The sequence below is a fragment of the Sporomusa sp. 246TCP1 genome (assembly GCF_057319775.1).
The window spans coordinates 5,022,253-5,047,500 of sequence record NZ_CM170492.1 but is presented as its reverse complement, the minus strand read 5'-3'; the positions used below and the strand labels follow the sequence as shown (position 1 = coordinate 5,047,500).

Here is a 25,248-nt window from a genome sequence, read left to right as displayed (position 1 = left end):
GCATTCCCTCAAAACTAAACAATGTAAGAGTGTTCATCTGCCAAGATGTACCGACCTAGAAGTTAGTTCAGTTGTTACGCTGAACGGTTCTCCCTAGAAAGGAGGTGATCCAGCCGCACCTTCCGATACGGCTACCTTGTTACGACTTCACCCCAATCATCGGCCCCACCTTAGACGGCTAGTTCCATTGCTGGTTACCCCACCGGCTTCGGGTGTTGTCAACTTTCGTGGTGTGACGGGCGGTGTGTACAAGGCCCGGGAACGTATTCACCGCAGTATGCTGACCTGCGATTACTAGCGATTCCGACTTCACGGAGGCGAGTTGCAGCCTCCGATCCGAACTGAGAGCTTGTTTATGCGTTTGGCTTACCCTCGCGGGCTTGCTTCGCTTTGTTTAAGCCCATTGTAGTACGTGTGTAGCCCAGGACATAAGGGGCATGATGACTTGACGTCATCCCCGCCTTCCTCCGCATTGTCTGCGGCAGTCTCCCTTGAGTTCCCGCCTTTACGCGCTGGCAACAAAGGATAAGGGTTGCGCTCGTTGCGGGACTTAACCCAACATCTCACGACACGAGCTGACGACAGCCATGCACCACCTGTTTTCGTGTATCCCGAAGGATAGGAACTAATCTCTTAGCTTTTCACTCAATGTCAAGTCCTGGTAAGGTTCTTCGCGTTGCGTCGAATTAAACCACATACTCCACCGCTTGTGCGGGCCCCCGTCAATTCCTTTGAGTTTCAACCTTGCGGTAGTACTCCCCAGGCGGGGTACTTATTGCGTTAGCTTGCGGCACAGAAGGGGTCGATACCCTCTACACCTAGTACCCATCGTTTACGGCCAGGACTACCGGGGTATCTAATCCCGTTCGCTCCCCTGGCTTTCGCGCCTCAGTGTCAGACACAGTCCAGAAAGTCGCCTTCGCCACTGGTGTTCCTCCCAATATCTACGCATTTCACCGCTACACTGGGAATTCCACTTTCCTCTCCTGCACTCAAGATTTCCAGTTTCCTGCGCCTATACGGGGTTGAGCCCCGCACTTAGACACACGACTTAAAAATCCACCTACACGCCCTTTACGCCCAATAATTCCGGACAACGCTTGCCACCTACGTATTACCGCGGCTGCTGGCACGTAGTTAGCCGTGGCTTCCTCCTTTGGTACCGTCATTGCTCTACATTATTCACATAGAACACGTTCGTCCCAAACGACAGAGCTTTACAATCCGAAGACCTTCTTCACTCACGCGGCGTTGCTCCGTCAGACTTTCGTCCATTGCGGAAGATTCCCCACTGCTGCCTCCCGTAGGAGTCTGGGCCGTGTCTCAGTCCCAGTGTGGCCGTTCATCCTCTCAGACCGGCTACTGATCGAAGCCTTGGTGAGCCGTTACCTCACCAACTAGCTAATCAGACGCAGACCCATCTCTAAGCGGTAGCATATTCAGAGGCCACCTTTCTTATCTTAGTCATGCGACTAAGATACCACATTCGGTATTAGCACCACTTTCGCGGTGTTGTCCCCAATTTAGAGGCAGGTTGTCTACGCGTTACTCACCCGTTCGCCACTAGGAGTTATTACTAACTCCCCGTTCGACTTGCATGTGTTAGGCACGCCGCCAGCGTTCGTCCTGAGCCAGGATCAAACTCTCCAATAAAATATTATTGAAGCCATTTGTTGGCTCTATAAATCAATTAAATAGAAATTGTTTTTGGTTTTATATGTCGCAAGCGACATACAACCGCACATCTGGCTTTTTGATGCATTTCTTACATTGTTCAGTTTTCAGGGAACGTTTTGCCGTTCGCATCCTTACCGAGCCGACATTTATATATGTTACCACGTTTATTTCACCGCGTCAACATTTTTATTTTTGGTATTTATTGCTGTCATTATTCATGCTTAGCTATACTGCCTCGCCTAAAACCGACTTGCCTATCTTATCATGCCTAGCTTATTTATGTCAATATCATTTTTGGTGACATAACTGTTTTTATTGAAAATTTCTTACTATAAAGTAAACATGGCTTACGCCGAGCCTGTGGCAATAGCGTAAGCCATGTCTATTTATTTTAGCTTTACTCTATTTGTCGTTTAATCATTATTCGCTTTATTTTCAACAACCGCCAAAGCAACAACTTGATCCTCCGCATCTGTACGCATAACTTTCACACCCTGCGTGCTACGGCTTGTCACTGATATGGTATCAATCTCCATCCGGATAACAATACCCTCACTAGTAATCAGCATAAGTTCTTGCCCTGGTTTAACAATTTTTATACCAACAACATACCCGATTTTTTCCGCTGAATTGGGTTTAATATTGATAACACCTTTGCCACCGCGTCCTGTTATCCGGTAATCGTTCGCGTTGGTCCGTTTGCCATAGCCTTCTGAGGTTATTGTCAGCACTTCGCCGTCTCTTTTAACGACATCCATACCTATTACCTGGTCGTCCTTATCTAGAGATATTCCTCTTACTCCATGTGCCGTCCTACCCATAATTCGTACATCAGCTTCATGGAAGACAATGGCCTTGCCATCCCGAGTACCCATGATGATATCACATTCACCATTTGTCAGCTTAACGCCAATCAAATCATCATCCTCATCCAAGGAGATAGCTATTAAACCGCCTTTTCGGGCAGTGTCAAATTCGAGCAACTCGGATTTCTTGACAGTACCTTTTTGCGTAGCCATAAACAAATAGCGTTTGGCGCTAAACTCTTTGATCGGAATAACTGCTGTGATTTTTTCATCTTTTTCCACTTGGAGCAGGTTGACGATAGCCGTGCCTTTGGCTGTACGCCCGGCCTCCGGCAGTTCATATCCTTTTAGTCGATACATCCGCCCCCTGCTGGTGAAGAACAATAGATTGTGGTGTGTTGTCGCCACAAATAAATGCTCGACAAAGTCTTCTTCTTTTGTTCCCATCCCATGTACACCTCTACCGCCCCGGCGCTGACTGCGATAGGTATCAACAGGCAAACGTTTGATATAGCCTTGGTGCGTCAAGGTAATTACAATGTCTTCTTCAGCAATAAGGTCTTCCATATTCATCTTAGACACATCGCTGGTAATAACAGTACGTCGTTCGTCAGCAAAACGTTTTTTTACATCCAAAAGTTCTTCTTTAATTATGTTCATTACTTTGCCTTCGTCTGACAGCACACCCTCCAACCATTCGATAGTCTCCAAGATGTCCTTGTATTCGTTTTCAATTTTGGCGCGTTCAAGTCCAGTCAAGCGCTGGAGACGCATATCCAAGATAGCCTGAGATTGTTTCTCACTTAGGCTAAACTTGTCCATTAATGCATTTTTGGCAATTTCCGGTGTTTGTGATTGTCTAATTGTACTAATAACAGCATCCAGGTGGTCAAGCGCAATTTTTAAACCTTCTAAAATGTGCGCTCTGGCCCGTGCTTTATCCAGTTCAAACTTAGTACGGCGGATAATTACTTCTTTTTGATGTTCCAGGTAATACTTCAAAACTTCCTGCAGGTTGAGTACTTTTGGATGCCCTTTTACCAAGGCCAGCATATTTACTCCAAAAGTATCCTGCATTTGTGTATGTTTATAAAGCTGATTTAAAACAACATCTGCATTAGCATCCCGTCTGAGTTCAATGACCACCCGCATACCTTTGCGATCACTTTCATCTCTAAGATCAGTAATACCATCAATCGTTTTATCCCTGACAAGTCCGGCTATATTTTCAATCATTCTGGCCTTATTTACCTGATAAGGCAATTCAGTAACTACTATTCGTTGCTTGCCACTAGACATATTCTCAATTCTAGCCTGCGCCCGCATTTTGACACTGCCCCGTCCAGTAGTATAAGCCTGCCAGATTCCTTCACGTCCAAGGATCAAAGCCCCTGTCGGGAAATCTGGGCCTTTAATAGCCAGCATTAATTCATTAATCGTCACATCCGGATTATCAATCATCATAATGAGGCCGTCAACTACTTCCCCCAGATTGTGCGGAGGAATATTAGTAGCCATACCAACAGCGATACCGGATGAACCATTGATTAATAAGTTAGGTACCTTAGATGGCAATACTGCCGGCTCTTTTAATGATTCGTCATAGTTAGGAACAAAATCAACCGTGTTTTTTTCAATATCAGCCAACATCTCTTCGGCAATTCGCGACATTCGCACTTCCGTGTAACGCATGGCTGCCGCCGAGTCACCATCCACTGAACCAAAGTTGCCGTGTCCGTCAACCTGCATGTAGCGGGTAGAAAAACTTTGCGCCATTCTAACAATGGCATCATATACCGAACTATCACCATGGGGATGATATTTACCCAAAACTTCACCGACAATACGCGCTGATTTTTTGTAAGGCTTATTAGCCGCCATCCCAGCCTCGTGCATAGCGTAAAGTATCCGGCGATGAACTGGTTTTAGACCATCGCGGACATCAGGTAATGCCCTCATAACAATTACGCTCATAGCATAGTCGATATATGAATTTTTCATTTCTTCCTCAATTTTGATTGGTAAAACCTTACCTAATCCAAAATCCAAACCATCTTGCACAAAACCACCTCAATAATTCGACATTCTACTATATTTTCCTCACATATGCAAAAAAATCCTGCAAATGTTAGACAAAAGCATAAAAGTATCTGAATACACTGCCTGTAACCCATTTTATTCTTTAACCATATACTAAACATGAAAAGAAAGTTTTATCATCATAACAGGAGGCGTACTATTCATGAGCATTTTTTATGTTTTACTACTCGGTTTAGCTGTAAGTATTGACGGTTTTGTAGCCGGCATCGCTTATGGCTTAAAAAATATCCGCATGCCCTTTACTTCTTTAAGTATTGTCGGGGTTGTAGCTGGTATTTGTACCGCTATAGCCATGGTTATGGCCTATCTTGTTGGCCAGTTCATCAATACAGACGTTGCTATTGCCATGGGAGCATTACTCCTGATTATGCTTGGTCTTTGGAGCCTCTTCCAACAATACATAACCAAAGATATTGCCTCCTATGAAATGGATGGCGAAGTTACTGCACGCAAACTAACTTTTTCAATAGGCCGCTTAGTTATCAGTATCATGGCAAAACCAGAAACCGCCGATGTCGATAAACTTGGTATTATAAGCTCACTGGAAGCTGTGTTTCTTGGATTTGCAGTTGGCGCCGATGCTATGGTTGGCACCTTTGCTGCCGCCCTCATGGGCCCGCTCCCCTTCTATACCCCTTTGGCCATTGGCATAATTCACATGCTTTGCATCGCCACTGGTTTTTATTCATCTCAGAAATTTATTTCCGAAAGAATGAAAAAACGGTTTCCCTATCTGCCGGGTGCACTCCTGATATTGCTTGGTATTCTCCGGCTTGGTTAGACTGGGGTATTGGTGCGACCGCCATACCGGTCTGCGGTAAAGTAGATTATATTATGCTCACTGGCGGTATGGCTTATTCAGAGCAGCTTACAGCCAAGCTCACAGAATACGTCAGTTTTATTGCCCCAGTTGTTATCCTGCCTGGAGAAAATGAACTACAAGCACTGGCCGAAGAAGTCTACCGCGTGCTTATTGGCGAAGAAACAGCAAAAGAGTATACCCCTTAATAGAAAAACTAGATTGAGACTAGAAGTCTCAATCTAGTTTTTTCTATTCACTATACATCCCACACAGCTACAAACTTGTCTTTGTTACAACGCACAATTTTATCTTTATTATTAAGCTTTGTCTTTATATCTACCCGGTCTCCCCATAACTCAGCGACATATTTAATCGTCTCTTTGGCATAATTGATTTCTAACTCCCGCCCATCATAGATATGTTCGAGTACTAATACCCCATTCTCCACATCCTGTGGGCGAATTTCCGGCACCATTCCTAAACCAACCATATTAGCTAATTCATCACGAATAATTTTCCAACCCTCTTCATCAGCTACCTCTGTCACCACAATATCTATTCCACGCATTTTATAGTTAAATAAATATAGTTCTTCACACAACTCTTGGTTCAAAAACCGCCGTAGAAACGATTGATCCCGTTCTTGCTGACGAATTTTAAATATTTCATCCCGCCCAAAATTTTTATCCAAATACTCAAACATTTTAAAACCGATAAAATAGGGATTAATTTGCCGCTCATATGGCCGGACAACAAGATTATGACGCTGCAGAAACTCAAAATACAAGCCTTGCGGCAGTGTAAGCTCTTGGAGCAGGCAATAATGCCAGTAACTGGCCCAGCCCTCGTTCATAATCTTGGTTTCAAGTTGGGGTAAAAAGTAAAAAGTTTCCTCTCTGACAATACTGATTAAATCCCGTTCCCAGTAAGACAACTTACCCCGCTCACTCAAAAATCCTAACAAATCCAACTTTAAGCGGTCTGGCACCTCATCTGGTACTTCTTTAGCCAATTCACTCTTAGTAAGAGGCTTACCTTCTCCCTGCCGTCTGACTTGAAATCGGAGTGCATGAGCAGCATCCAATATTCGCTCCACTTGTTTTGGTCCAATACTAGGATCAGCAATATATTCCCGCACCCGGCTGGCATGACTTTTAAACATTTCAACAGTCAATTCCGCCCGGGTGTTTTCTCTAAACAGCCGATTATTTTTAAAAAAATCATTATGCCCATACACATGAGCAATTGTCAATATCTGCAACAGCAAGGTATTATCCCGCATGAGATAGGCGATGCAAGGATCAGAGTTAATCACCATCTCATATGGCAAACCAGTTAAGTTATACGTGTAATAGGTTTTTTGCCGTTCATAAGCTTTACCGTAACTCCAGTGAGGGTAGTGAGATGGCATACCGACATACGATTCATAACATAACATATCTTCGTAGCTACAAATTTCGAACTGCTGTTCATAGCAATTTAGACCAGAACCGGCAATTAGTGCTTCAATTTTATCATTCCATTTTTCTAATTCATGCATGCCATAATCTGCCGTCATTGTCCATCACCTCCACCCTCTGTCTCAGCATGAATTACCGGTTCTGCTTCTTTTTCCAATATTCGCTTAAGGGCTGGCCAAACATCTTCTTTTCGCCCCATAGACGCAATAATGAAGTTTTCGGCCTTAATGTATTGCTCCAATTGACGGCGAATGGTCACACCATAACTATAATTAGACAGAATCTCGATATAGCCTACCAGGTTGCTGACACAAACCAACTCATTGGCCTTCTCAATGGTTCGTGCATTATCTTCTGTCCAGTTGTCGCCATCGGTACAATGAAAGGCATAAATATTCCATACATCAGGATTATAGCGTTGCTCAATGATCTCTAGGGCTTTAGCATAACCACTAGAAATCATTGTGCCACCAGACTCACCATGGTGGAAAAATTCCCGCTCATTTACCTCTTTTGCTTCGGTGGTATGCGCAATAAATACTACCTCTACCTGTTCATACTTCCAGCGTAAAAATTGATATAATAAAAAGTAGAAGGTACGTGCCAAATATTTTTTACTCTGATCCATTGAGCCTGACACGTCCATAATGCAAAAAACCACCGCATTAGAATGACGACGAATATCTTCTTTAACCCGAAAGTATCTCAAATCATCTTCACGAAACGGTATCCGCTCCCGTACCTGCTGGCCGTCTTTAAAATGAACTTGTTTACAAAGATTTTCTCTAATCATTCCTTGCTGGCGTTTGAACTTTTCCACTAATGTCCGTTTTTTAGCCAGCCGCGGAGGAATGCCTTTTCTCTGATATCCAGAGCGTTTGAATATATACTCAGTCTCTTGCACCGCAAATTTTTTACGCTCCAATTCAGGTAGCTTTGCCTCCTCAAACATATAATTGACGATTTCATCCATGGTAATTTCTGTTTCATAAATTTCTTCCCCTTGTTCACTACCGGCCTGCCCCATCCCTTGTTCCTGTTGACTGTTAGTTCGGCCGATAACCTGACCACGTGCTTCTTTGCCATTACCACTAGCTGTACCGCTGTTATTATTGCCATAAATAAACTGATACTCTTTGATACCGCGAATAGGTATCTTTATTTTTTTGTTCTTACTTTGGCCGATAATACTTTCGTCAGCAATAATATCACCCAAATTACGCTTGATGGCATCTTCAACCAGTTCACGGTGGCGCTTACGGTCATATTGCGAGCGATCAGACTCTCCTGTACGACCTTCTTTAAAAATTGCCATAGGTTACCTCCGCTATCACCTTAGTCTTTCCATAAATTATTGGCGGCATATTTTAGCACGACATTACAACAATGCTGGCAGTATCCATTATCCTTCATGGCTTCTACCATGGTGTTATACTTAGTATCCTGTTCTTTGTCGCGTACTCTTGCCTGGGTAATTATCCGCGAAAGCTCTTTAACCGAAGCAGTTAACTTCTTTTCAATGGCTTCCTTTAACGGTTCATAGCTCTTATATTCAATTTTTCCGCCACTACGCATAATTGAAAACATGTAGGAGGTAACATCTTGGCGGAATCCCTGGGCTGCTGTGCTGGTAATACCAATTTGTTCTTCAATAGACTGCATAAATTTGATGTCAGGTTCTAATTCTTCGCCTGTATTTACATCTTTTAGCTTAGTCTCATTGACATAGGCTTCGGCATGATCAAGATAATTGTTAAATAAACTTTCGGCCTGTTCCCGGTAGCCATGAATAAACGCTTTGGTTACTTCTTTTTCTAGAATTTTGTTATATTCTTTTTTAATTGTATCTTGCAAAAAGCCAAGATAGCGTTTCTTTTCATCATCGGCAATGGCTAGCTCCTTGGTTGCCTTAACCATAGTTTCAATAACAGCAATTGGGTTAATGCAATTAAATTCAGATTCAGACAGTGTATTATCAAGGACTTTCATAATAAAACGAGTAGATATACCGGTCATACCTTCACGAGGCGCTTCATCCCGCAGTTCAACAATATCCATTCGTTTTGTCGATCCTTTTTCCACGATTTCTTCGCCATTATATATCTTTAGTTTAGTCAACGGGTCAACCTTTGAGGAAGGTGTCAGGCGGGTTAAAATAGCAAACATAGAGGCGACTTCAATGGTATGGGGAGCAATATGCGCGTCAAAACTGCTATTTTTCAAGACTTTGCGGTATATCTTAACCTCTTCATCAAGTTCCAAACAATAAGGAACCTCTACTTTTACGATCCGGTCCAAAATAGCTTCATTGGTATGATCTGATTTAAACTTATTCCACTCGGCCTCATTAGAGTGAGCCAGAATAATGCCATCAAAATAAATCATAGCCCCTTTACCTGGTGAGGGAATTGATTTTTCCTGGGTAGCCGTAATCATTGTATGGAGATACTCTACATCATTTTTAAATACCTCAATAAATTCTACTACGCCGCGATTTCCAACGTTAAAAGCGCCATTTAAAGACAGCACCCGGGGGTCATCTTCCGGATAAAGATCTAATTTGGATATATCGACAGAACCTGATAATACAGAGGTATCTTGATTATTAGGGTCAACTGGCGGAACGACGCCAATACCTTTGCGTGAGCGGATGGAAAACTCTGATGTTGTAACCGGAAACCGTTCAAATTCACCATTAAAATCATGTTTTAGCCGGTAACGACATATCGGACATAAATCCCCTTCGATAGTTACTCCTAGTAATTCTTCAAACTGAGGACGAAGATGCTTGGGAATGAGATGCAATGGTTCTTCGCGCATCGGACAATCCTTCAACATATAAATTGGTGGGCTCATTTCTAGCGCCTGCTTTAACGCTTCCATGATAGAAGATTTACCAGCTCCTACTGGTCCAACCAGATAGAGTACCTGGCGGGATTCTTCCCCTTTCATTGCCGCTGAATGGAAATAGCGCATAATCTTCATAATGCTTTTATCAATACCAAAAAACTTATTGACAAAGAAGCTATAACGCTTAATGATATCGTTGCCATATATCCGTTTTAGGCGTGGATTTTCCTCTGTCTTAATAATTTCGATGCCAGACTTAATTAGTAGTTCCTGCATTCGTTGATGGGCTAATACCGCTATACCTGGGTTATCTTTTACGATTGCCAAATAGTTTAATAATGTACCATCAAACTTATATTGTTTATGCTCGTTGCGATCTTGCTTAATGAGCTTTTCAAAATCATAAGCCATATTACTAGCCTCCTTTAATTTTTTGGATTAACCTTAAACTATTTTAAATATTCATAAAATATACACAGCCTCACCAAAAGCAATTACACCTTTTTACTAATTTATTACGCCAATTGAATTTTTGGGCCTGTCTCAATTAAAAAAAAGCAATAGATGTTTTGGTAACACCTATTGCTTCTCTAATATTCACTGGACTTATTCGTTTTGAAATTATTGTATCTTCCAAAAAAGTAATGTCACTCATAATAACATTACCATCTCCAGCCTCACATTCATTGTTCCCTATCATAGTATGGTAACAGAGGTGATAATATTGGGCTATTCAATTAAAATTTTTTTATCCAAACGACGCTTACTTCTATTAAAAAACAATACAATAATTAGAACTTATGTTATCGGTGTTGGAAAAGCACATACTGCTACTCCGACCGGAAACTACCACATTGCCAGCAAAACCCCAAAGCCGGGCGGTCCGTTTGGCGTTATGTGGCTTGGGCTTAGCCAACCACATTATGGTATCCATGGCACTAATAATCCTGCCACTATTGGCGGTGCTGTTTCTAAAGGTTGTATCCGTATGTATAACCGGGATGTGCTTGAATTATCAGGAATGGTAGCTATTGGCACCCCGGTTTCCATTGAAGTTTAGTCTTCCGTAGTAGTAGTCACTACAGCAGCAACGCGGGAAAAACAAATTCCAGCTGTTAGCTGTTCAAAAAAATTTATATTAAAATCGCCAGGAATAATACCATTAGTAATACGATTACTATGATAACCAATTACTACGCCCTGAATTACCGCCTTTACCTTGCTTCCCGGCAAAGGTATTCCACGCAGAGGGTTAAAATCAAGTGGCGCAATATAATAGTTCAATACTCCGTCACTGTTTACCACTAACCGGTTAGGGTCAAGACCATCTGCTGTATATATAGCATCAGTAGGTGCAGCTGGTTTTAGACCCCTGTCAGTAAGAAACCAAGCAGTATATACACCTTGAGGGATCAACCCCTCGGCTGATAAAGAAATACTACCGGTACCATTATTATAGCCGCATACCTCGCCGCTCGCCGTCGCCTGTACCCAAAATCCAGCATCAATGACCGGCGGCCTATTTGTTGGCAGTATAGTAAATTCAAGCTGACAGCAGCCTTGGCAATTATCAATTTTTCTATCGTTCATGTACATCATCTCCTTTTTGCAAGGTTACACTTATTTTGTATAGTATATGTTCGATAAAATACATAAGTTACTTGCAAAAAAAGAGACTACTATAGTGAACTCGTTTCAGCATAGCTAAAATATTGGGGATTCAGGTGAAACGCTCCTTTCAAAAAAATGACTAACGGTAAAAACCGCCAGTCATTTTTAAAACAACATAATCGCTTATATATCCAAATTTCTAACTTTACTGGCATTCTCTTCAATAAATTTTCGCCGCGGTTCTACCTTGTCACCCATTAGTATTGAGAATATATCATCAGCTGCTATCGCATCCTTAAGATCAACCCTAAGAACAGTCCTGGTTTCAGGATTCATGGTTGTCTCCCATAGTTGTTCAGGATTCATTTCGCCTAGACCTTTGTAGCGCTGGACATTAATATTGTCACGCCCTATTTTATCAAGTAGGGTATCCATTTCGCCATCACTATAAAGATACCATTGTTCCTTACCTTTTTTAACAAGATACAGCGGTGGCTGAGCAATATAGACATGACCATTTTGAATTAATGGCTGCATATGGCGATAAAAAAAAGTTAGCAACAATGTTCTTATGTGTGAGCCATCAACATCGGCATCTGTCATAATAATAATTTTACCATAACGGCGTTTTTCTAAATCAAATTCTTCACCAATACCACTGCCGAATGCAGTAATCATAGCTCTAATTTCTTCATTATTGAGGATTTTATCCATACGGGCTTTTTCTACATTAAGAATTTTTCCTCTAAGCGGCAATATAGCTTGAAAGCGACGGTCGCGCCCCTGTTTCGCACTGCCACCGGCGCTGTCACCTTCCACCAGATATATTTCGGCCTGATCAGGGTCTTTAATTGAGCAGTCAGCCAATTTACCTGGTAGTGAGCTGGATTCCAAAGCGCTTTTACGCCTAGTTAATTCCCTGGCTTTGCGGGCGGCTTCCCGGGCACGGGAGGCCATAATAGATTTTTCGATAATTTTCTTGGTTACAGCTGGATTTTCTTCAAAAAATTCATTAAGACCCTCTGAAACAATATTATCAATTACGCCTCTAACTTCGCTATTACCAAGTTTTGTCTTGGTTTGTCCCTCAAACTGAGGTTCCTGAAGTTTGACGCTGATAACGGCTGTCAAACCTTCACGTGCATCTTCGCCACTTAAATTTTCATCGTTTTCTTTGATTATATTAAGTTTTCGGCCAAAATCATTAATGGCCCTGGTTAAGGCAATTTTAAAGCCGCTTAAATGAGTGCCGCCTTCCTGGGTATTGATGTTATTAACAAATGCATGTATATTTTCGGCATAACCATCATTGTATTGTAATGCGATTTCAGCAAGCGTAGTACCTTTAGCACCATTTAGATAGATAGGATTAGGATGAACAACATCTTTATTTTTATTTAAATATTCAACAAAGGATACAACGCCGCCTTCATAGTAAAACTCTTGTTTTTCTTCGGTACGCTCATCTTCCATAATGATAGTCAGGTTACGGTTAAGAAACGCTAATTCCCTTAGACGGCTTTTTAGGGTATCAAAACTATATTCTAATTCTTCAAATATCTCGGGATCAGGCTTAAATGAAACCTTTGTACCTGTTTCTTCAGTCTCACCAATAATCTTGAGGCTTTGTACAGTATTGCCGCGTTCAAAGCGAATAAAATGAATCTTGCCATTGCGTTTTACCTCTACTTCCATCCACACTGATAACGCATTGACTACTGAAACACCAACCCCATGGAGACCACCAGAAACTTTATATCCTTCACCACCAAATTTACCGCCAGCATGAAGGATGGTAAGCACAACTTCCACAGCCGGTTTTCCTGTTTCATGCATATCTACCGGAATACCACGACCATTATCAATAACGACAATACTATTATCATGAAGTATTTTTACATAAATTTTGTTGCAAAAACCAGCTAAGGCTTCATCAATACTATTATCAACTACCTCATAAACTAAGTGATGTAATCCTCTGGCTGAGGTGCTGCCTATATACATACCTGGGCGCTTACGAACAGCCTCTAACCCTTCGAGAACCTGAATTTGCTGCGCGCCATAGTCACCATTTACTGTTGTATCTTCCATATCATTTATGTTATTTATATCTTCCATTATGTGTAACCCCCGTTATTCCTCGTCTGCAACTGGTATATAACCAGCTCTTTTTTTTAATGTGTGCGATGATATTGCTGAAAAATAAATATTCTCGTTGGTGATAATAAAACTTTTAGCATTATTATCAGAAATATCAACGATCTTGTTATTTGCTTTTATTTTGTTTATGTACTGATTAGTAATCGCCGAGTTAATAATTTTTAAATCAAAAATAGCAATTACATTCCGCAAAGGAATAACAGTATCAGCGCCTAGATGCAGAAACATAGCTTTTCCTCCTGACTTTTTCCGCAAGTCGCCCCTTTATCTTGCTAATTACAGTATTAACCATTGTTTCGTTTATTCTATCCGGCTTAACGCCTGTCATTAACATAACTAAAGTAGCCTCATTAAGCTTGTCCCATCCAGGCTCAAACAAGGCATGAATTAGTTTATGAACTAATCGCTTTTTGCCTGTGTGGAATTCACGCGGGCTACACGGAACAAACTGACAAGATTCATGATAAGTAAGCCAGGGAGCCTCTGTTAGCAACTTAGTAATTGCATATTTTCTTTCTTGCTTATATGCAAGACTGCATACACTACAATAGCTTTGTCCTGGTGGCACTAATACACTGCAATGTTTGCAGGATTGCCAGCCTGCTTTTTTCTTGGTTATATTAATCCCAGTTTGCTTTATTAATACATAGTAACACTTTTTTCTTAAATCATTGTCTTGTATTGCTTCTGTCGCCTGCCACACAGAAGCTAATTCTTTTGAGTCCAATTTAGTAGGTTGTAATATGGGGGTATTTTCCCTATCTTCTTCACAATTCTGGTATTTTCGTAAATCTCCTGCTTGAAACCTTATATCTATTACCATTTTTTCATTGAGAAATGAATTGATTTTATTAATAATTCCAGACTTTAACATCATTAAGTGATGACTCCAGACCGAATTATTTACAGCTAACAGCAATATACCACGCTGAATCGATATGGGCCATGCATGACCTGCAATTTCCTCCCCAGCAATCTCCTGCCAATGAACAATAACCGACTGAGCATTATATTGCTTTGTGACACCCAGCGATTTTAGAGTGCTTGGCATTACATCCTTTATCCGAAACATACTATCACTCCGTTACCATACCATTTTGTATGTGGTAAAATTTACCAAATTTTATTTGGGAAAAATACTGTTCATCAGCAGCGGTGATAAAAGTCTGGATACGCTCTCTAATAAATAAGAGTAACTCAGAACGGCGGGCGGCGTCAAGTTCACTCATAACATCGTCAAGTAATAAAATAGGATATTCGCCTGTTTCTGATTTAATAAATTCTAATTCCGCCAGCTTCATAGCTAACACACCAGTCCGTTGTTGGCCTTGTGAGCCAAAATTACGCAAATTTTTACCATTAACTAAAATTATAAGATCATCCCTGTGAGGACCAATACCAGTACTACCATTTATGATATCTTGCTTACGTTGTTGATCAAACTGGCCATGATACCATCTATGTAGATTATCTATTTTATCTTTTTTAGCCCCGCTCAAATAATAATTTACCGTAAGATTTTCACTATTACTGGTAAGTTTACGATGATGAAGATTCGCTAGCATAGTGAGCTTTTTTACAGATTCCAGGCGCTTTTCAGTGATAGTAGCAGCAACCTTTGCTAATTGCTCATCCCAAGGGGAAAGCAAATCAGTACCAGCTCTGCCTTCTCTGATCTTTTTCAATAAGTTATTACGTTGTCCCAGTATCCGGTTATAGTTTAATAATTGCCGGTAATAGATAGGATTTGCCTGTGATATTTCATTATCCAAAAAGCGCCGACGTAAAACCGGCGCTCCTTTTATCAACATTAAATCTTCTGGTGAAAACAATATAGCATTAAGTGAGCCGATAATTTCCTTTACAGGTAAGGGGTGACTATTATATAGTATCTCCTTGTTTTGACTAGTTATAAATTTAAATTTTAACGAATTTTCGACGTCCTGACGAAAAAAAACAACCTCAATACTAGCTGCAGACTGATCCCAGCGTATTAATTCTTGGTCAGTATTAGTCCGGTGTGAACGCCCCATAGCAGCTAAATATAAAGCTTCAATAAGATTGGTTTTACCTTGGGCATTAGGACCAATAAAGACATTAATATTTGCTGTAAAATTTATATCTATATTTACATAATTACGAAAATTATGTAAAACAAGTTGATTTACTCTCATGCCTCACCTGTAATTATTCTCCAACAGCCAATTCCCTCAATAGCAATAACATCATTAATCCGTACTTTTTTCCGGCGCTCTGTGACTGTCGTACCATTTAGTTTTATTAGTTTATCTTCTAGCAATGGTTTAATTTGAGCTCCATTGTCAATGATACCTGCCCATTTTAGCAATTGGTCAATATTAATTTCTGAAGTATATATTTCGATTTCTTCCATGGTTTTTCCTCCATAGTAAAATTATACAAAAATTTTAACTTTTTGGTAGGGATATAACGACAGAGTACGATTGTCACGCTAGTATGTGAAACATGCCTGCTTTTCATACTGCTAACTGGTCCGAACCGGGGTTATGATATAGGTATAGGTTTCATCATTTTTAGGTTTAACCCTTGCTGGACTCAAAGGTGTATTTAACGAAAATTGAAGTTCAGTTGTACCAATATTTTTTAGTATATCAGTTACATACTTGGCATTAAAGGCAATAGCTATCTCGGTGCCTTCCGTATTTACGGGAATTGTTTCATAAGCTTTGCCGACATCAGGATTATTAGAGGTTATTATAACTTCATTGTCATTAAATTGGAATTTAATAACATTATATTCGCCATCTTTAGCCATAAGTGAGACACGCTCCACAGCATCCATAAATAACGCTGTATTAATAGTTGATACAGTTCCAAATTCTGGTGGTATAACCCGGTTATATTCAGGATATTGTCCTTCAATTAAGCGTGATTCGAGATAAACATCATCAAAACTAAAAGCGACTTTGCTTTTTTCCCAGCAGATAGAAACATCAACTGGAAGTTCTGATGTTAATAATTTGGCTAATTCGTTTAGAACTTTGGAAGGAATTACAATTTTTAGAGTACTATTCGTTGTATTTTCAATAGTGCTCTTTTTCAAGGCTAAACGATGAGTATTAGTTGCTACCATTCTGACATCATTGTTGGTTAATTCTAATAAGGCTCCTGTAAATATTGGCCGACTTTCTTCTGTAGCACAAGCAAAAGTCGTTCTTTTGATAATATCTCGTAAAACATTATCTTTGACAGTAAATGAATTTATACCATTTGCTTTTTGAAATAGTGATTGTAATACCGGAAATTCTTCAGCAGGCAGGCTTAATAAATTGAATTGAGATGAGCCTGCTGAAATTTTTATTGTATGGTCTTCATCGGAAGATGCAAGTTCTACTGTTTCGCCAGGGAGACGTTTTACTAATTCTTGAAAATAGCGACCAGACAGAACAATTTTTCCGGGAATATCTACCTGGGCATCAATAGTGCAACTGATACCAATTTCGTAGTCAGTTGCTTGTAGTTGTAATTTATTATTCTCAGCAAATAGATAAATACCTGATAATAGAAGAAATGTCGCTTTAGCAGAAACTGCTTTTTGAACGATTTGTACTGCATGGTGAAGTTTATCTTTGGAACAGGTAATTTTCATTGAAAGACCTCCTTGATATTATTAATTTAGGAAAATTTAAGAAAACAGACGGTTCTATTATTAATAATTAATGCATATAGTAATAAATAGCCGTAATAGTAGTAGGTGCTGTTGATATGTTGATAAATATGTCGAACGCTTGTTATTCATAGAAAAAGTATGTTGGTAAAATGTCGATAAGTAATATAGTAGTTATCAACATTTTACCACAAAAAGTGTAGATTAAAGTTATCAACATTTTGTGTACAACTTATATTGGTAGTTATAAACATAGTTATACACTTAGGACTCAATGCGTTTAATTAGGTCTTTTATTGTGTTATTTAGTTTTGCATCCGAATTTCGTTCTCTATGTATCTTGTCATGGGCGTGGATTACTGTAGTATGATCACGGCCACCAAAAATTTCGCCAATCTTTGGTAAAGATGTTTCGGTTAATTCACGGCATAAATACATAGCAATTTGTCTGGGAAATGCAACATTACGGGTTCGTTTTTTTGCAGAAAGGTCTTCTAATTTAAGTTTAAAATAGGCAGCAACAATATCTTTTATAAGATCGGTTGTTATTTGTTTTGGTCGTCCATCAGGGAAGATATCTTTAAGAGCTTCGGTAGCTAAATCAATATCAATTGGCTGATTGTTAAGAGAAGCATAGGCAATTACGCGAATGAGTGCGCCTTCCAGTTCGCGGATGTTGTTTTCAATCCGGCTGGCAATATAAACAATCACTTCGTTAGGAACATTAAGGCTTTCCATCATGGCTTTTTTTCGTAGAACAGCAATACGTGTTTCTAAATCAGGCGGTTGGATGTCAGTTATTAGACCCCATTCAAAGCGGGAACGCAATCTATCTTCTAATGTTTGGATTTCTCGCGGTGCTCTGTCACTGGAAATAATGATTTGTTTATTAGCATCATGCAATGTGTTAAAAGTATGAAAGAATTCTTCCTGGGTATGCTCTTTTTTAGAAAGAAATTGGATATCATCAACTAATAGAACGTCAATATTGCGATATCGTTGGCGGAAACTTTCCGGGTTGCCGCTAATAATAGAGTTAATAAGTTCGTTAGTAAATTTTTCGCTTGATATATAGACAACTTTACTATTAGGGTTATTTTCTTTAATACGGTGACCAATAGCATGCATAAGATGGGTTTTTCCCAGACCTACGCCGCCATAAATGAAAAAGGGATTATACACTTGGGCTGGGGCTTCAGAAACAGCTAATGAAGCTGCATGGGCTAACCGGTTAGAATTTCCAATTACAAAAGTTGAGAAAATATATTTGGGGTTTAAATTAAACTCTTCTGAAATTGGTGGAAGAGTTATGTTGGAACGATTAGGGTATCTTTCTTTTTTTATATTGCTTTTTGTGGTATCTGTAGTATCTGTTACTGCAGTATTTGGTGGAGAAATTTCGGTAGAGAGGGCTGCTGCAGCCTCTGGAATATCACCAATATCGTCAAGGTATTTTAAATAGTCAGTAGTAGTAAGAGCATCATTATCAGAAACTGGTTTTTCTGTAATTCCAGGAATAATTGGTTGGATCTCTGTTTTTTTAGGTAGTATATTAAGTTCTGGTGTAACTTCAATTGTCGGGTCCTCAATGGTAAGGAGTGCCGTTTCTTCTTCGACATTTTCGATATCCATATCCATATTAATAAAAATTACTTCAAAATCTTTATTGGCAGCTGCTTTTAAGGCAGCCTTAATAACAGGTACATAACGGCTTTCCAGCCATTCTTTCACGAATTGTTTTGGTGTGCCAATTTCAATGACATTATCATTTATTGATAGTGGCATTGTCGATTTGATCCATGTTTCAAAAAGAGGTTTGATGAATGCTTTTTTCATATGTATCAAAGCTGTTTGCCAAATACTTGCCATATAAGCGGTATCGACGCTCATGATAGTGTTCAGTCCTTCCTCGTACGATATTTTTCCACAAAATGTGAGGGTAATTAACATAAGTTATCCACAAAGTTATTAACAGATGTTGATAACTTTTATTCAGATAGTGTTTTAGGCGAAAAAAAAATACAACAATGGTTAAAATATTTCAGGAAATGTGTATTGGTAAGTTATCAACCATTGTGGATAAAGTTGTTAGTAAGTATAAAAAAATGGGGATAAGTATAAAATTAGAGATATTACGTAATGTTATCAAGAGGTCTGTTGATAACTAAGTATGTTTATATTAACAAATCACGTGACAGTTATCAACAAGATATTTTGCTTATACCCAAAAAGATATTAAATTATCCACATATAGAATTAGGTGTTATAGGCAGATATTCTTGACATTAGGCCTCGCGCTAGTCTATAATCTATACTAGTGAAATTTTGTAGATTTGAAAGTTTTTTCTCTTATATATAAGGAGGTGTAATAATGAAACGTACCTATCAACCAAATACATTGTGGAAAAAAAGAACTCATGGTTTCCGCGAGCGTATGTCATCAAATGGTGGTCGTCTTGTACTTAAGAGAAGACGCGCTAGAGGCAGAAAAAAATTATCAGCATAGTAGGCCGCTTTCGTGGCCTATTTTTTCCATTGATGAAAAAATTTATGAAACCGGATGATTAAAAATTATGGTCAAAAGGTTTATTTTACCCAAGATGGGTAGGCTTTGTCAAAATAGAAGTTTTCAGACTGTTTATCGATCAGGTAAGTCATATGCCAATAAATATTTGGTGCTATATGTCTTGCCTAATCGGTCTGTCAGCCGTCGGATTGGCTTTGCTGCAGGTAAACGACTGGGCCCGGCTGTCATGCGTAATCGTCTGAAACGTTTATTAAGGGAAGCCTATAGACATCATCAAGAGATGATTATAACTGGTGTTGATCTAGTGCTTGTTGCCCGCCAGCCACTGTTAAAGGCAGGCAAAGACCAAATTGTCAAAGCTTTTATTGAGCTTTGTGCAAAAGCAAAAATTTTGGTGGAAAAATAATGAAGCGAATAATTACTTTGCTTATTATCAGTAGTATTAAGTTTTATCGCCTGTTTATTTCCCCATTGAAGCCGCCTAGCTGCCGGTTTGTGCCTACTTGTTCTGAGTATGCGCTTATGGCTATTGAAAAGTATGGGGTATGTCGTGGCGTGGTAATGGCTGTTAAGCGTATTTTACGCTGTCATCCGTTCCATCCTGGTGGATATGATCCTGTTTAAATAAACATCCGACCATTTGCAGGAGGGAATTTTTTTGGATTTTATGAACTTTGGTTTTTTAAGCAATATAATGCAAACTGCATTGACTTTCTTCTATGATTTGACAGTGAATATGGGGGTTGCCAGTTATGGTATTGCCATAATTCTGCTCACCATCGCGATTAAGGCAGTGCTTTATCCATTAACTGTCAAGCAGGTAAAGTCAATGAAAGCCATGCAGGATATTCAGCCTAAGATGAAGCAATTGCAGGAAAAATATAAAGGTAACCCCGAAAAGCTTAATAAGGAATTGGCATCGCTATATAAAGAGGCAGGCGTTAATCCTTTGGCCGGTTGTTTGCCGTTAATTGTGCAAATGCCGTTTTTGATTGCTATTTTCTTTGCTATACGCGATTACCATTATATGCAACAACCACCAAGCTTTTTGTGGATGACAGATTTGGCGCAGCCTGATCCTACATATATATTGCCTGTATTATCTGCTTTGACCACATATATTCAGCAAAAGCAGACAACTGCCGAGATGACTCAGCAGACTAAGATGATGATGATATTTATGCCGTTGTTTATTGGATATATTAGCTTGTCATTTCCTGGTGGATTAGTGCTTTACTGGGTAGTAAGCAATTTATTTCAGATTTTTCAACAGTGGTTTATGTATCGAAATAAATCGTCAGTTGCTGGTGAGGAGGCACGCTAAGGATGAATGGTAAGCTTAATACTGTAGAAAAAACAGGAAAAACGATTGATGAAGCAATTGAACTGGCCCTTGCTGAACTTGAAGTAACCCGCGATCGAATTGATTATGAGGTATTGGAAGTTCCTAGTAAAGGATTGTTCGGGTTTATCGGTTCTAAGCTTGCCAGAGTACGCGTAACTGTTCGTGCTATCGATCCGGTAGAGGAAGCTAGACAGTTTTTAATAAAAGTATTTGAGGCTATGAATATCGCGGTTACCATGGAGAAGATAACACATGACGATCATGTGGTTATTAATCTTCATGGCGAAGATTTAGGTGTCCTTATTGGTAAACATGGTCAGACATTGGATGCGTTGCAATATCTGACCAATTTGGCAGCCAATCGCGAGGCGACTGAGCGTAGTCGGATTATTCTGGATGTGGAGGATTATCGTAAACGGCGGGCGGAAACATTATCTAGATTGGCGATGCGCTTGGCAGATAAGGTTAAACGGCGTGGTGAAAAGGTGGTACTCGAACCTATGAGTCCGCAGGAGCGTAAGATTATCCATATGGCATTGCAGAATGATTATCGAATTGTTACATATAGTGAAGGTGATGAGCCTTATCGCAAAGTAGTTATTGCTTTAAAAAATAGTAGCAAATAGTAAAGCCGGGGATATCCCCGGCTTTACTATTTCGTATCCAATAAAGATTTATTGTTGATTATACGGTTATAGTACGTTGATAAGGTTTGCCGCAATGCTGGCAATGTGGTTCAGTAGGTGCATGCGCAATTGTATTCTCTGATCTGTAGCCACAGGTTATGCAATGTGTTTTGATTTTAATTAAATACTTCTCGGCCAATTTTGCTTGTTCTATTGATGTTTTAGCAGAAGCTACAAATTCTCGCGGTATTGTAAAGACATCATTTTGCTGACCAGCAGCATCCTGATGATGTATGATTAACTGAGTTTCCTGTTTACCAAGATTAAGAGGGTCATTAAGTTGTTCATAAGGGATTATTAACCAACGGGACTTGGTATCGCCAGCAGGCTTATCAATGAAATAGATTGCATGGCTGGACACTACTAAGGCACCAGCTTCATCTAAAAAGCTTGCGGGAATAATACGGTGGATGGCCTCACCCAGCCAAAGGTTTTCAGGTATATCGACGAGTAGTGCCTGTAGATCGGGGTTTATATGCGAAAAATCCCTGTATTTTTTGGCGATAGGTAATGTAGGAGGAACACCATCTGCAAGAATGGTGATAACTGCATACTCTGTTATCAAAGCTTTAAAGATCGGAATAATAGTGTCTACATTACCTTTATAGATTATAACACAGGGCATAGTATCCAAAGCCATTTTTATAGCTAACCGTCCGCGCAGCAAAATTTTTTCCAGGCGACGTTCTAAGTTTTCACGATTATAGCATCCTTTTAAAATAATGCTATAATATTTATATTCACTGCTCATACAGACACCTCACTTTAATCAATATTGTACAATGCTTGGCGATTATTGACAATAATAAGAAAAACGAAAAATTGTCTGCGTAGTATTTCTTTGCAGGTATATATAACGCCAATTGGCATAAATAGTTATAAGAATTGATAAAGTGAAGTAGCAGGGAAAAAGAAATACTACCCGCGGCGGGTAGCATTTCTTTTAAAGAATGAATTTATCAATTAGATCAATTAACTCAGCAATCTCTGGTTTGGAAACTTGTCCATTAGCGCCAATAGACTGTCCTTTTAAACGCATTTCTTCATTGATTAGTGAGGAGAAGAGTATAACAGGCAAATGTTTAAGTTTTTCATTTTCCTTGATGCGTTTAGTGAGATGATGACCGTCCATTTGTGGCATTTCAATATCGGTGATTACCAGTTGCAGTTTATTTTCAATAGGTTCACCATTAGCAGCCAGTTTCTCGATTTTTTCCCAGGCATCTTGCCCATTTTCAGTTAAAATTATAGTGGCATAACCGGCATTGTGCAGTGTACCTAACAATAGATCTCGCAGTAGTTTGGAATCTTCTGCTATTAAGATGGTTTTATTTTTGCGAATATCCATAACATTAGGGGCTGCGGAAGTAATCTGATTAAATTTCTCGTTCATTTCCGGGTTAATGTCAGCTACTATTTTTTCAAAGTCTAATAAAATGACCATTTTTTCCGCCATTTTTATTATTCCGACAACCATTTCAGAGTTGGCAATATTGGGTGGTTGCTCCATGGCTGTCCAGGAGATACGGTGAATACGTGATACTTCGTCAACAAGAAAGGCAACAAAGTAGTTATTGAGCTCACTTACAATTACCTTGGGTGAAGTAGTGGATGACTCAGCACCCAGGCAGCGGGGCAGGTTGACTAAGGGCATAACCCGTCCGCGTAGAGTAAAAATACCATCAACCCATGGATGAACATTGGGCATTTTGGTGATTGTTAGGGGGTTAATAACTTCTCTTACTTTTGCTACATTAATGCCATAACTAACTGGACCAATAGAAAATTCAACGATTTCAAACTCGTTAGTTCCGGATTCCAGCAAAATCCCCTTCTCAGACATTGCCATCCCTTCTTTCTTTTTTAATAATATACTAGCAGGATACATCAATAATTATTATTTCTAGGCTATGGTTAGTTTACCTGCTAAAAGTTCATGTCTAATAATAAATTTCTGAGTATTTTTACTTAATTCAGCAAATAATAACTATTCTGCATTAAAATATAGGCAGGAGAGGCAGTTGTGAGTTGAAAAAGTGGTAGCGGTTGCTTATGAAGATAAGCAGGAACATGGAAGAGAGCAGGGAATATTTATATATTTACATAGTAATAAAAAATAGACTATGAGTTACAATTCTAAGTGTAGTTTATTTGAGTAAAACCTGTAAGGAGTGGAATAGTGTTGATTGGGTTGACTAGTGATGATACTATTAGCGCAATTGCTACCTCAATCGGTGAAGGCGGTATTGGTATTGTGAGGGTAAGTGGTAGTAAAGCGCTAGTTATTGCGGACAAGCTGTTTGTTAGCAAAGCAGGTAAACAGGTGGCTAACGTTCTGTCTCATAAAGTGTTGTATGGTGATATTATTGATCCGGATAGTGGTGAAAAGGTCGATGAAGTATTGCTACTTATCATGCGCGCTCCCCGCTCTTATACTTGTGAAGATATTGTAGAAGTTCATTGTCATGGTGGACCAGTACCATTACAACGAGTGTTGGCACTTACTATGAAAGCGGGAGCAAGGTTGGCTGAGCCAGGGGAATTTACCAAACGGGCTTTTTTGAATGGACGGTTGGATTTGGCACAGGCTGAGGCGGTAATTGATATTATTAGAGCTAAGACTGATACCTCACTCAAAGCGGCGATTGGCAATTTATCAGGTCAGTTATCTGAACAGGTGAAAGACTTGCGTCACACTATTTTGCGAATGATTGCTCAACTAGAGGCAGCAATTGATTTTCCAGAAGAGGATATTGAAGAGGCGGCGGCGAATGATGTCGCAAAATTAATACAAGAGGCTGATATACAACTTAGTGCTTTGTTGGCGACTGCGCAAACAGGCAGAATTTTACGCGAAGGATTGGCAACTGTAATAATTGGTAAACCTAATGTTGGTAAATCGAGTTTGCTTAACGCTTTACTCCGTGAAAAACGGGCCATTGTTACTGACATTCCTGGTACAACCAGAGATATTATTGAAGAATATGTTAATATTCGCGGTGTACCGCTTAAAATTATTGATACTGCAGGTATTCGCGAAACTGCCGATGTGGTGGAAAAAATGGGCGTGGAACGGGCGCGCGAGTTAGTAGGTCAGGCTGATCTTATATTGGTGTTACTAGATTCGTCTGCGCCATTATCTTCTGAAGATAAAGCGGTGTTGGCCTTGTTATCAGGTAAACAGGCCATTGTATTAATTAATAAGAGTGATCTACCTGCCCAGTTAGAGTTTGAGAAAGTAGAAAAATATACAGATGACCGGTTGGTATTACGGATTTCGGTTGAACAGGGTCAAGGTTTGGCTGAGCTAGAACAAGTGATTGTTGATATGGTGTATAGTGGTCAGGTTTGTCAGGGTGAAGCCGCATTTGTTAGCAATGTTCGCCAAGCTGATGCTCTGGAACAGGCCCGGGGGAGGCTGACTGAGGCTTTGGCAACGATTGAGGCTGGAATGCCAACAGATTGTATTGTTGTCGATCTCCGGGCTGCATGGGAAAAGCTTGGCGAAATAACAGGAGATACAGTAGGCGAGGATATTATCGATCAGATATTTACTCAATTTTGTATTGGTAAGTAGA

23 protein-coding genes and 1 rRNA gene are annotated in these 25,248 nt (G+C 39.8%); 9 read left to right on the top strand and 15 right to left on the bottom strand.

Features of this window, described 5'->3' with window-relative positions; genetic code table 11:
* Positions 1 to 97: 97 nt before the first annotated feature.
* Both AC1ECB_RS23970 and gyrA read right to left on the bottom strand, forming a co-directional pair.
* Positions 98 to 1,653 (bottom strand): 16S ribosomal RNA (locus tag AC1ECB_RS23970).
* Positions 1,654 to 2,090: 437 nt separating this feature from the next.
* Positions 2,091 to 4,532, bottom strand: a complete 2,442-nt coding sequence (gene gyrA, locus AC1ECB_RS23965) for a DNA gyrase subunit A (RefSeq protein WP_485669397.1) — start codon at positions 4,530 to 4,532, stop codon at positions 2,091 to 2,093.
* A gap of 193 nt (positions 4,533 to 4,725) precedes the next feature.
* Here gyrA and AC1ECB_RS23960 point away from each other — a divergent pair, with 193 nt between their 5' ends.
* Together AC1ECB_RS23960 and AC1ECB_RS23955 are read left to right on the top strand one after the other, a co-directional pair.
* Positions 4,726 to 5,364 (top strand): manganese efflux pump, encoded by a 639-nt coding sequence (locus AC1ECB_RS23960; protein WP_485666145.1) that lies wholly within the window; start codon positions 4,726 to 4,728, stop codon positions 5,362 to 5,364.
* A gap of 53 nt (positions 5,365 to 5,417) precedes the next feature.
* Positions 5,418 to 5,591, top strand: coding sequence for a hypothetical protein (locus AC1ECB_RS23955; protein ID WP_485666144.1), 174 nt, complete (start codon positions 5,418 to 5,420; stop codon positions 5,589 to 5,591).
* Positions 5,592 to 5,641: 50 nt separating this feature from the next.
* Here the strand turns inward: AC1ECB_RS23955 and AC1ECB_RS23950 are convergent, their stop codons facing one another.
* From AC1ECB_RS23950 to AC1ECB_RS23940, 3 genes are read right to left on the bottom strand one after another with little or no spacing between them, the layout of a single operon-like run.
* Positions 5,642 to 6,943: a SpoVR family protein gene (locus tag AC1ECB_RS23950; protein WP_485666143.1), complete on the bottom strand. Its 1,302-nt coding sequence runs from the start codon at positions 6,941 to 6,943 to the stop codon at positions 5,642 to 5,644.
* Complete coding sequence (locus AC1ECB_RS23945) at positions 6,940 to 8,160, bottom strand: YeaH/YhbH family protein (protein WP_485666142.1); 1,221 nt, start codon at positions 8,158 to 8,160, stop codon at positions 6,940 to 6,942. The genes AC1ECB_RS23950 and AC1ECB_RS23945 overlap by 4 nt, the downstream gene beginning before the upstream one ends.
* Before the next feature lie 20 nt (positions 8,161 to 8,180).
* Positions 8,181 to 10,106: a serine protein kinase gene (locus tag AC1ECB_RS23940; RefSeq protein ID WP_485666141.1), complete on the bottom strand. Its 1,926-nt coding sequence runs from the start codon at positions 10,104 to 10,106 to the stop codon at positions 8,181 to 8,183.
* Positions 10,107 to 10,419: 313 nt separating this feature from the next.
* Between AC1ECB_RS23940 and AC1ECB_RS23935 the strand changes: the two genes are divergently transcribed.
* The gene (locus AC1ECB_RS23935) at positions 10,420 to 10,755 is read left to right on the top strand and encodes a L,D-transpeptidase (RefSeq protein WP_485666140.1); all 336 of its coding nucleotides are present in this window, start codon (positions 10,420 to 10,422) and stop codon (positions 10,753 to 10,755) included.
* Here the strand turns inward: AC1ECB_RS23935 and AC1ECB_RS23930 are convergent.
* The 8 genes from AC1ECB_RS23930 to dnaA form a co-directional block, all read right to left on the bottom strand.
* Complete coding sequence (locus AC1ECB_RS23930; RefSeq protein ID WP_485666139.1) at positions 10,752 to 11,285, bottom strand: hypothetical protein; 534 nt, start codon at positions 11,283 to 11,285, stop codon at positions 10,752 to 10,754. The genes AC1ECB_RS23935 and AC1ECB_RS23930 overlap by 4 nt on opposite strands.
* 204 nt (positions 11,286 to 11,489) lie before the next feature.
* Positions 11,490 to 13,424: a DNA topoisomerase (ATP-hydrolyzing) subunit B gene (gyrB, locus tag AC1ECB_RS23925; RefSeq protein ID WP_485666138.1), complete on the bottom strand. Its 1,935-nt coding sequence runs from the start codon at positions 13,422 to 13,424 to the stop codon at positions 11,490 to 11,492.
* A gap of 15 nt (positions 13,425 to 13,439) precedes the next feature.
* Positions 13,440 to 13,694: an extracellular matrix regulator RemB gene (gene remB / locus AC1ECB_RS23920; protein ID WP_485666137.1), complete on the bottom strand. Its 255-nt coding sequence runs from the start codon at positions 13,692 to 13,694 to the stop codon at positions 13,440 to 13,442.
* Positions 13,672 to 14,538 (bottom strand): DciA family protein, encoded by an 867-nt coding sequence (locus tag AC1ECB_RS23915; protein ID WP_485666136.1) that lies wholly within the window; start codon positions 14,536 to 14,538, stop codon positions 13,672 to 13,674. The genes remB and AC1ECB_RS23915 overlap by 23 nt, the downstream gene beginning before the upstream one ends.
* 4 nt (positions 14,539 to 14,542) lie before the next feature.
* The gene (gene recF, locus AC1ECB_RS23910) at positions 14,543 to 15,640 is read right to left on the bottom strand and encodes a DNA replication/repair protein RecF (RefSeq protein ID WP_485666135.1); all 1,098 of its coding nucleotides are present in this window, start codon (positions 15,638 to 15,640) and stop codon (positions 14,543 to 14,545) included.
* Entirely contained in the window at positions 15,637 to 15,858 is a 222-nt protein-coding gene (locus AC1ECB_RS23905) for an RNA-binding S4 domain-containing protein (RefSeq protein ID WP_485666134.1), read from the bottom strand. The genes recF and AC1ECB_RS23905 overlap by 4 nt, the downstream gene beginning before the upstream one ends.
* Before the next feature lie 111 nt (positions 15,859 to 15,969).
* A complete protein-coding gene (gene dnaN, locus AC1ECB_RS23900) occupies positions 15,970 to 17,094 on the bottom strand; it encodes a DNA polymerase III subunit beta (RefSeq protein ID WP_485666133.1) in 1,125 nt (374 codons plus the stop codon).
* Between the two features lie 282 nt (positions 17,095 to 17,376).
* Complete coding sequence (gene dnaA / locus AC1ECB_RS23895; protein WP_485669396.1) at positions 17,377 to 18,981, bottom strand: chromosomal replication initiator protein DnaA; 1,605 nt, start codon at positions 18,979 to 18,981, stop codon at positions 17,377 to 17,379.
* A 502-nt stretch (positions 18,982 to 19,483) separates the two neighbouring features.
* Between dnaA and rpmH the strand changes: the two genes are divergently transcribed.
* The 5 genes from rpmH (at position 19,484) to jag (ending at position 21,610) form a co-directional block, all read left to right on the top strand.
* A complete protein-coding gene (rpmH, locus tag AC1ECB_RS23890; RefSeq protein ID WP_021168312.1) occupies positions 19,484 to 19,618 on the top strand; it encodes a 50S ribosomal protein L34 in 135 nt (44 codons plus the stop codon).
* A gap of 67 nt (positions 19,619 to 19,685) precedes the next feature.
* A complete protein-coding gene (gene rnpA, locus AC1ECB_RS23885; RefSeq protein ID WP_485666132.1) occupies positions 19,686 to 20,045 on the top strand; it encodes a ribonuclease P protein component in 360 nt (119 codons plus the stop codon).
* Positions 20,045 to 20,263, top strand: a complete 219-nt coding sequence (yidD, locus tag AC1ECB_RS23880; protein WP_211289517.1) for a membrane protein insertion efficiency factor YidD — start codon at positions 20,045 to 20,047, stop codon at positions 20,261 to 20,263. Before rnpA ends, yidD begins: the two co-directional genes overlap by 1 nt.
* A gap of 43 nt (positions 20,264 to 20,306) precedes the next feature.
* Entirely contained in the window at positions 20,307 to 20,963 is a 657-nt protein-coding gene (locus AC1ECB_RS23875; RefSeq protein ID WP_485669395.1) for a YidC/Oxa1 family membrane protein insertase, read from the top strand.
* 2 nt (positions 20,964 to 20,965) lie between these two features.
* Positions 20,966 to 21,610 (top strand): RNA-binding cell elongation regulator Jag/EloR, encoded by a 645-nt coding sequence (gene jag, locus AC1ECB_RS23870; RefSeq protein ID WP_485666131.1) that lies wholly within the window; start codon positions 20,966 to 20,968, stop codon positions 21,608 to 21,610.
* A 58-nt stretch (positions 21,611 to 21,668) separates the two neighbouring features.
* Here the strand turns inward: jag and AC1ECB_RS23865 are convergent, their stop codons facing one another.
* Both AC1ECB_RS23865 and AC1ECB_RS23860 read right to left on the bottom strand, forming a co-directional pair.
* Positions 21,669 to 22,421, bottom strand: a complete 753-nt coding sequence (locus AC1ECB_RS23865; protein WP_485666130.1) for a hypothetical protein — start codon at positions 22,419 to 22,421, stop codon at positions 21,669 to 21,671.
* A gap of 192 nt (positions 22,422 to 22,613) precedes the next feature.
* Positions 22,614 to 23,519 (bottom strand): chemotaxis protein, encoded by a 906-nt coding sequence (locus AC1ECB_RS23860; RefSeq protein ID WP_485666129.1) that lies wholly within the window; start codon positions 23,517 to 23,519, stop codon positions 22,614 to 22,616.
* 342 nt (positions 23,520 to 23,861) lie between these two features.
* Here AC1ECB_RS23860 and mnmE point away from each other — a divergent pair, with 342 nt between their 5' ends.
* Positions 23,862 to 25,247 (top strand): tRNA uridine-5-carboxymethylaminomethyl(34) synthesis GTPase MnmE, encoded by a 1,386-nt coding sequence (gene mnmE, locus AC1ECB_RS23855; protein ID WP_485669394.1) that lies wholly within the window; start codon positions 23,862 to 23,864, stop codon positions 25,245 to 25,247.
* Position 25,248 lies beyond the last annotated feature (1 nt).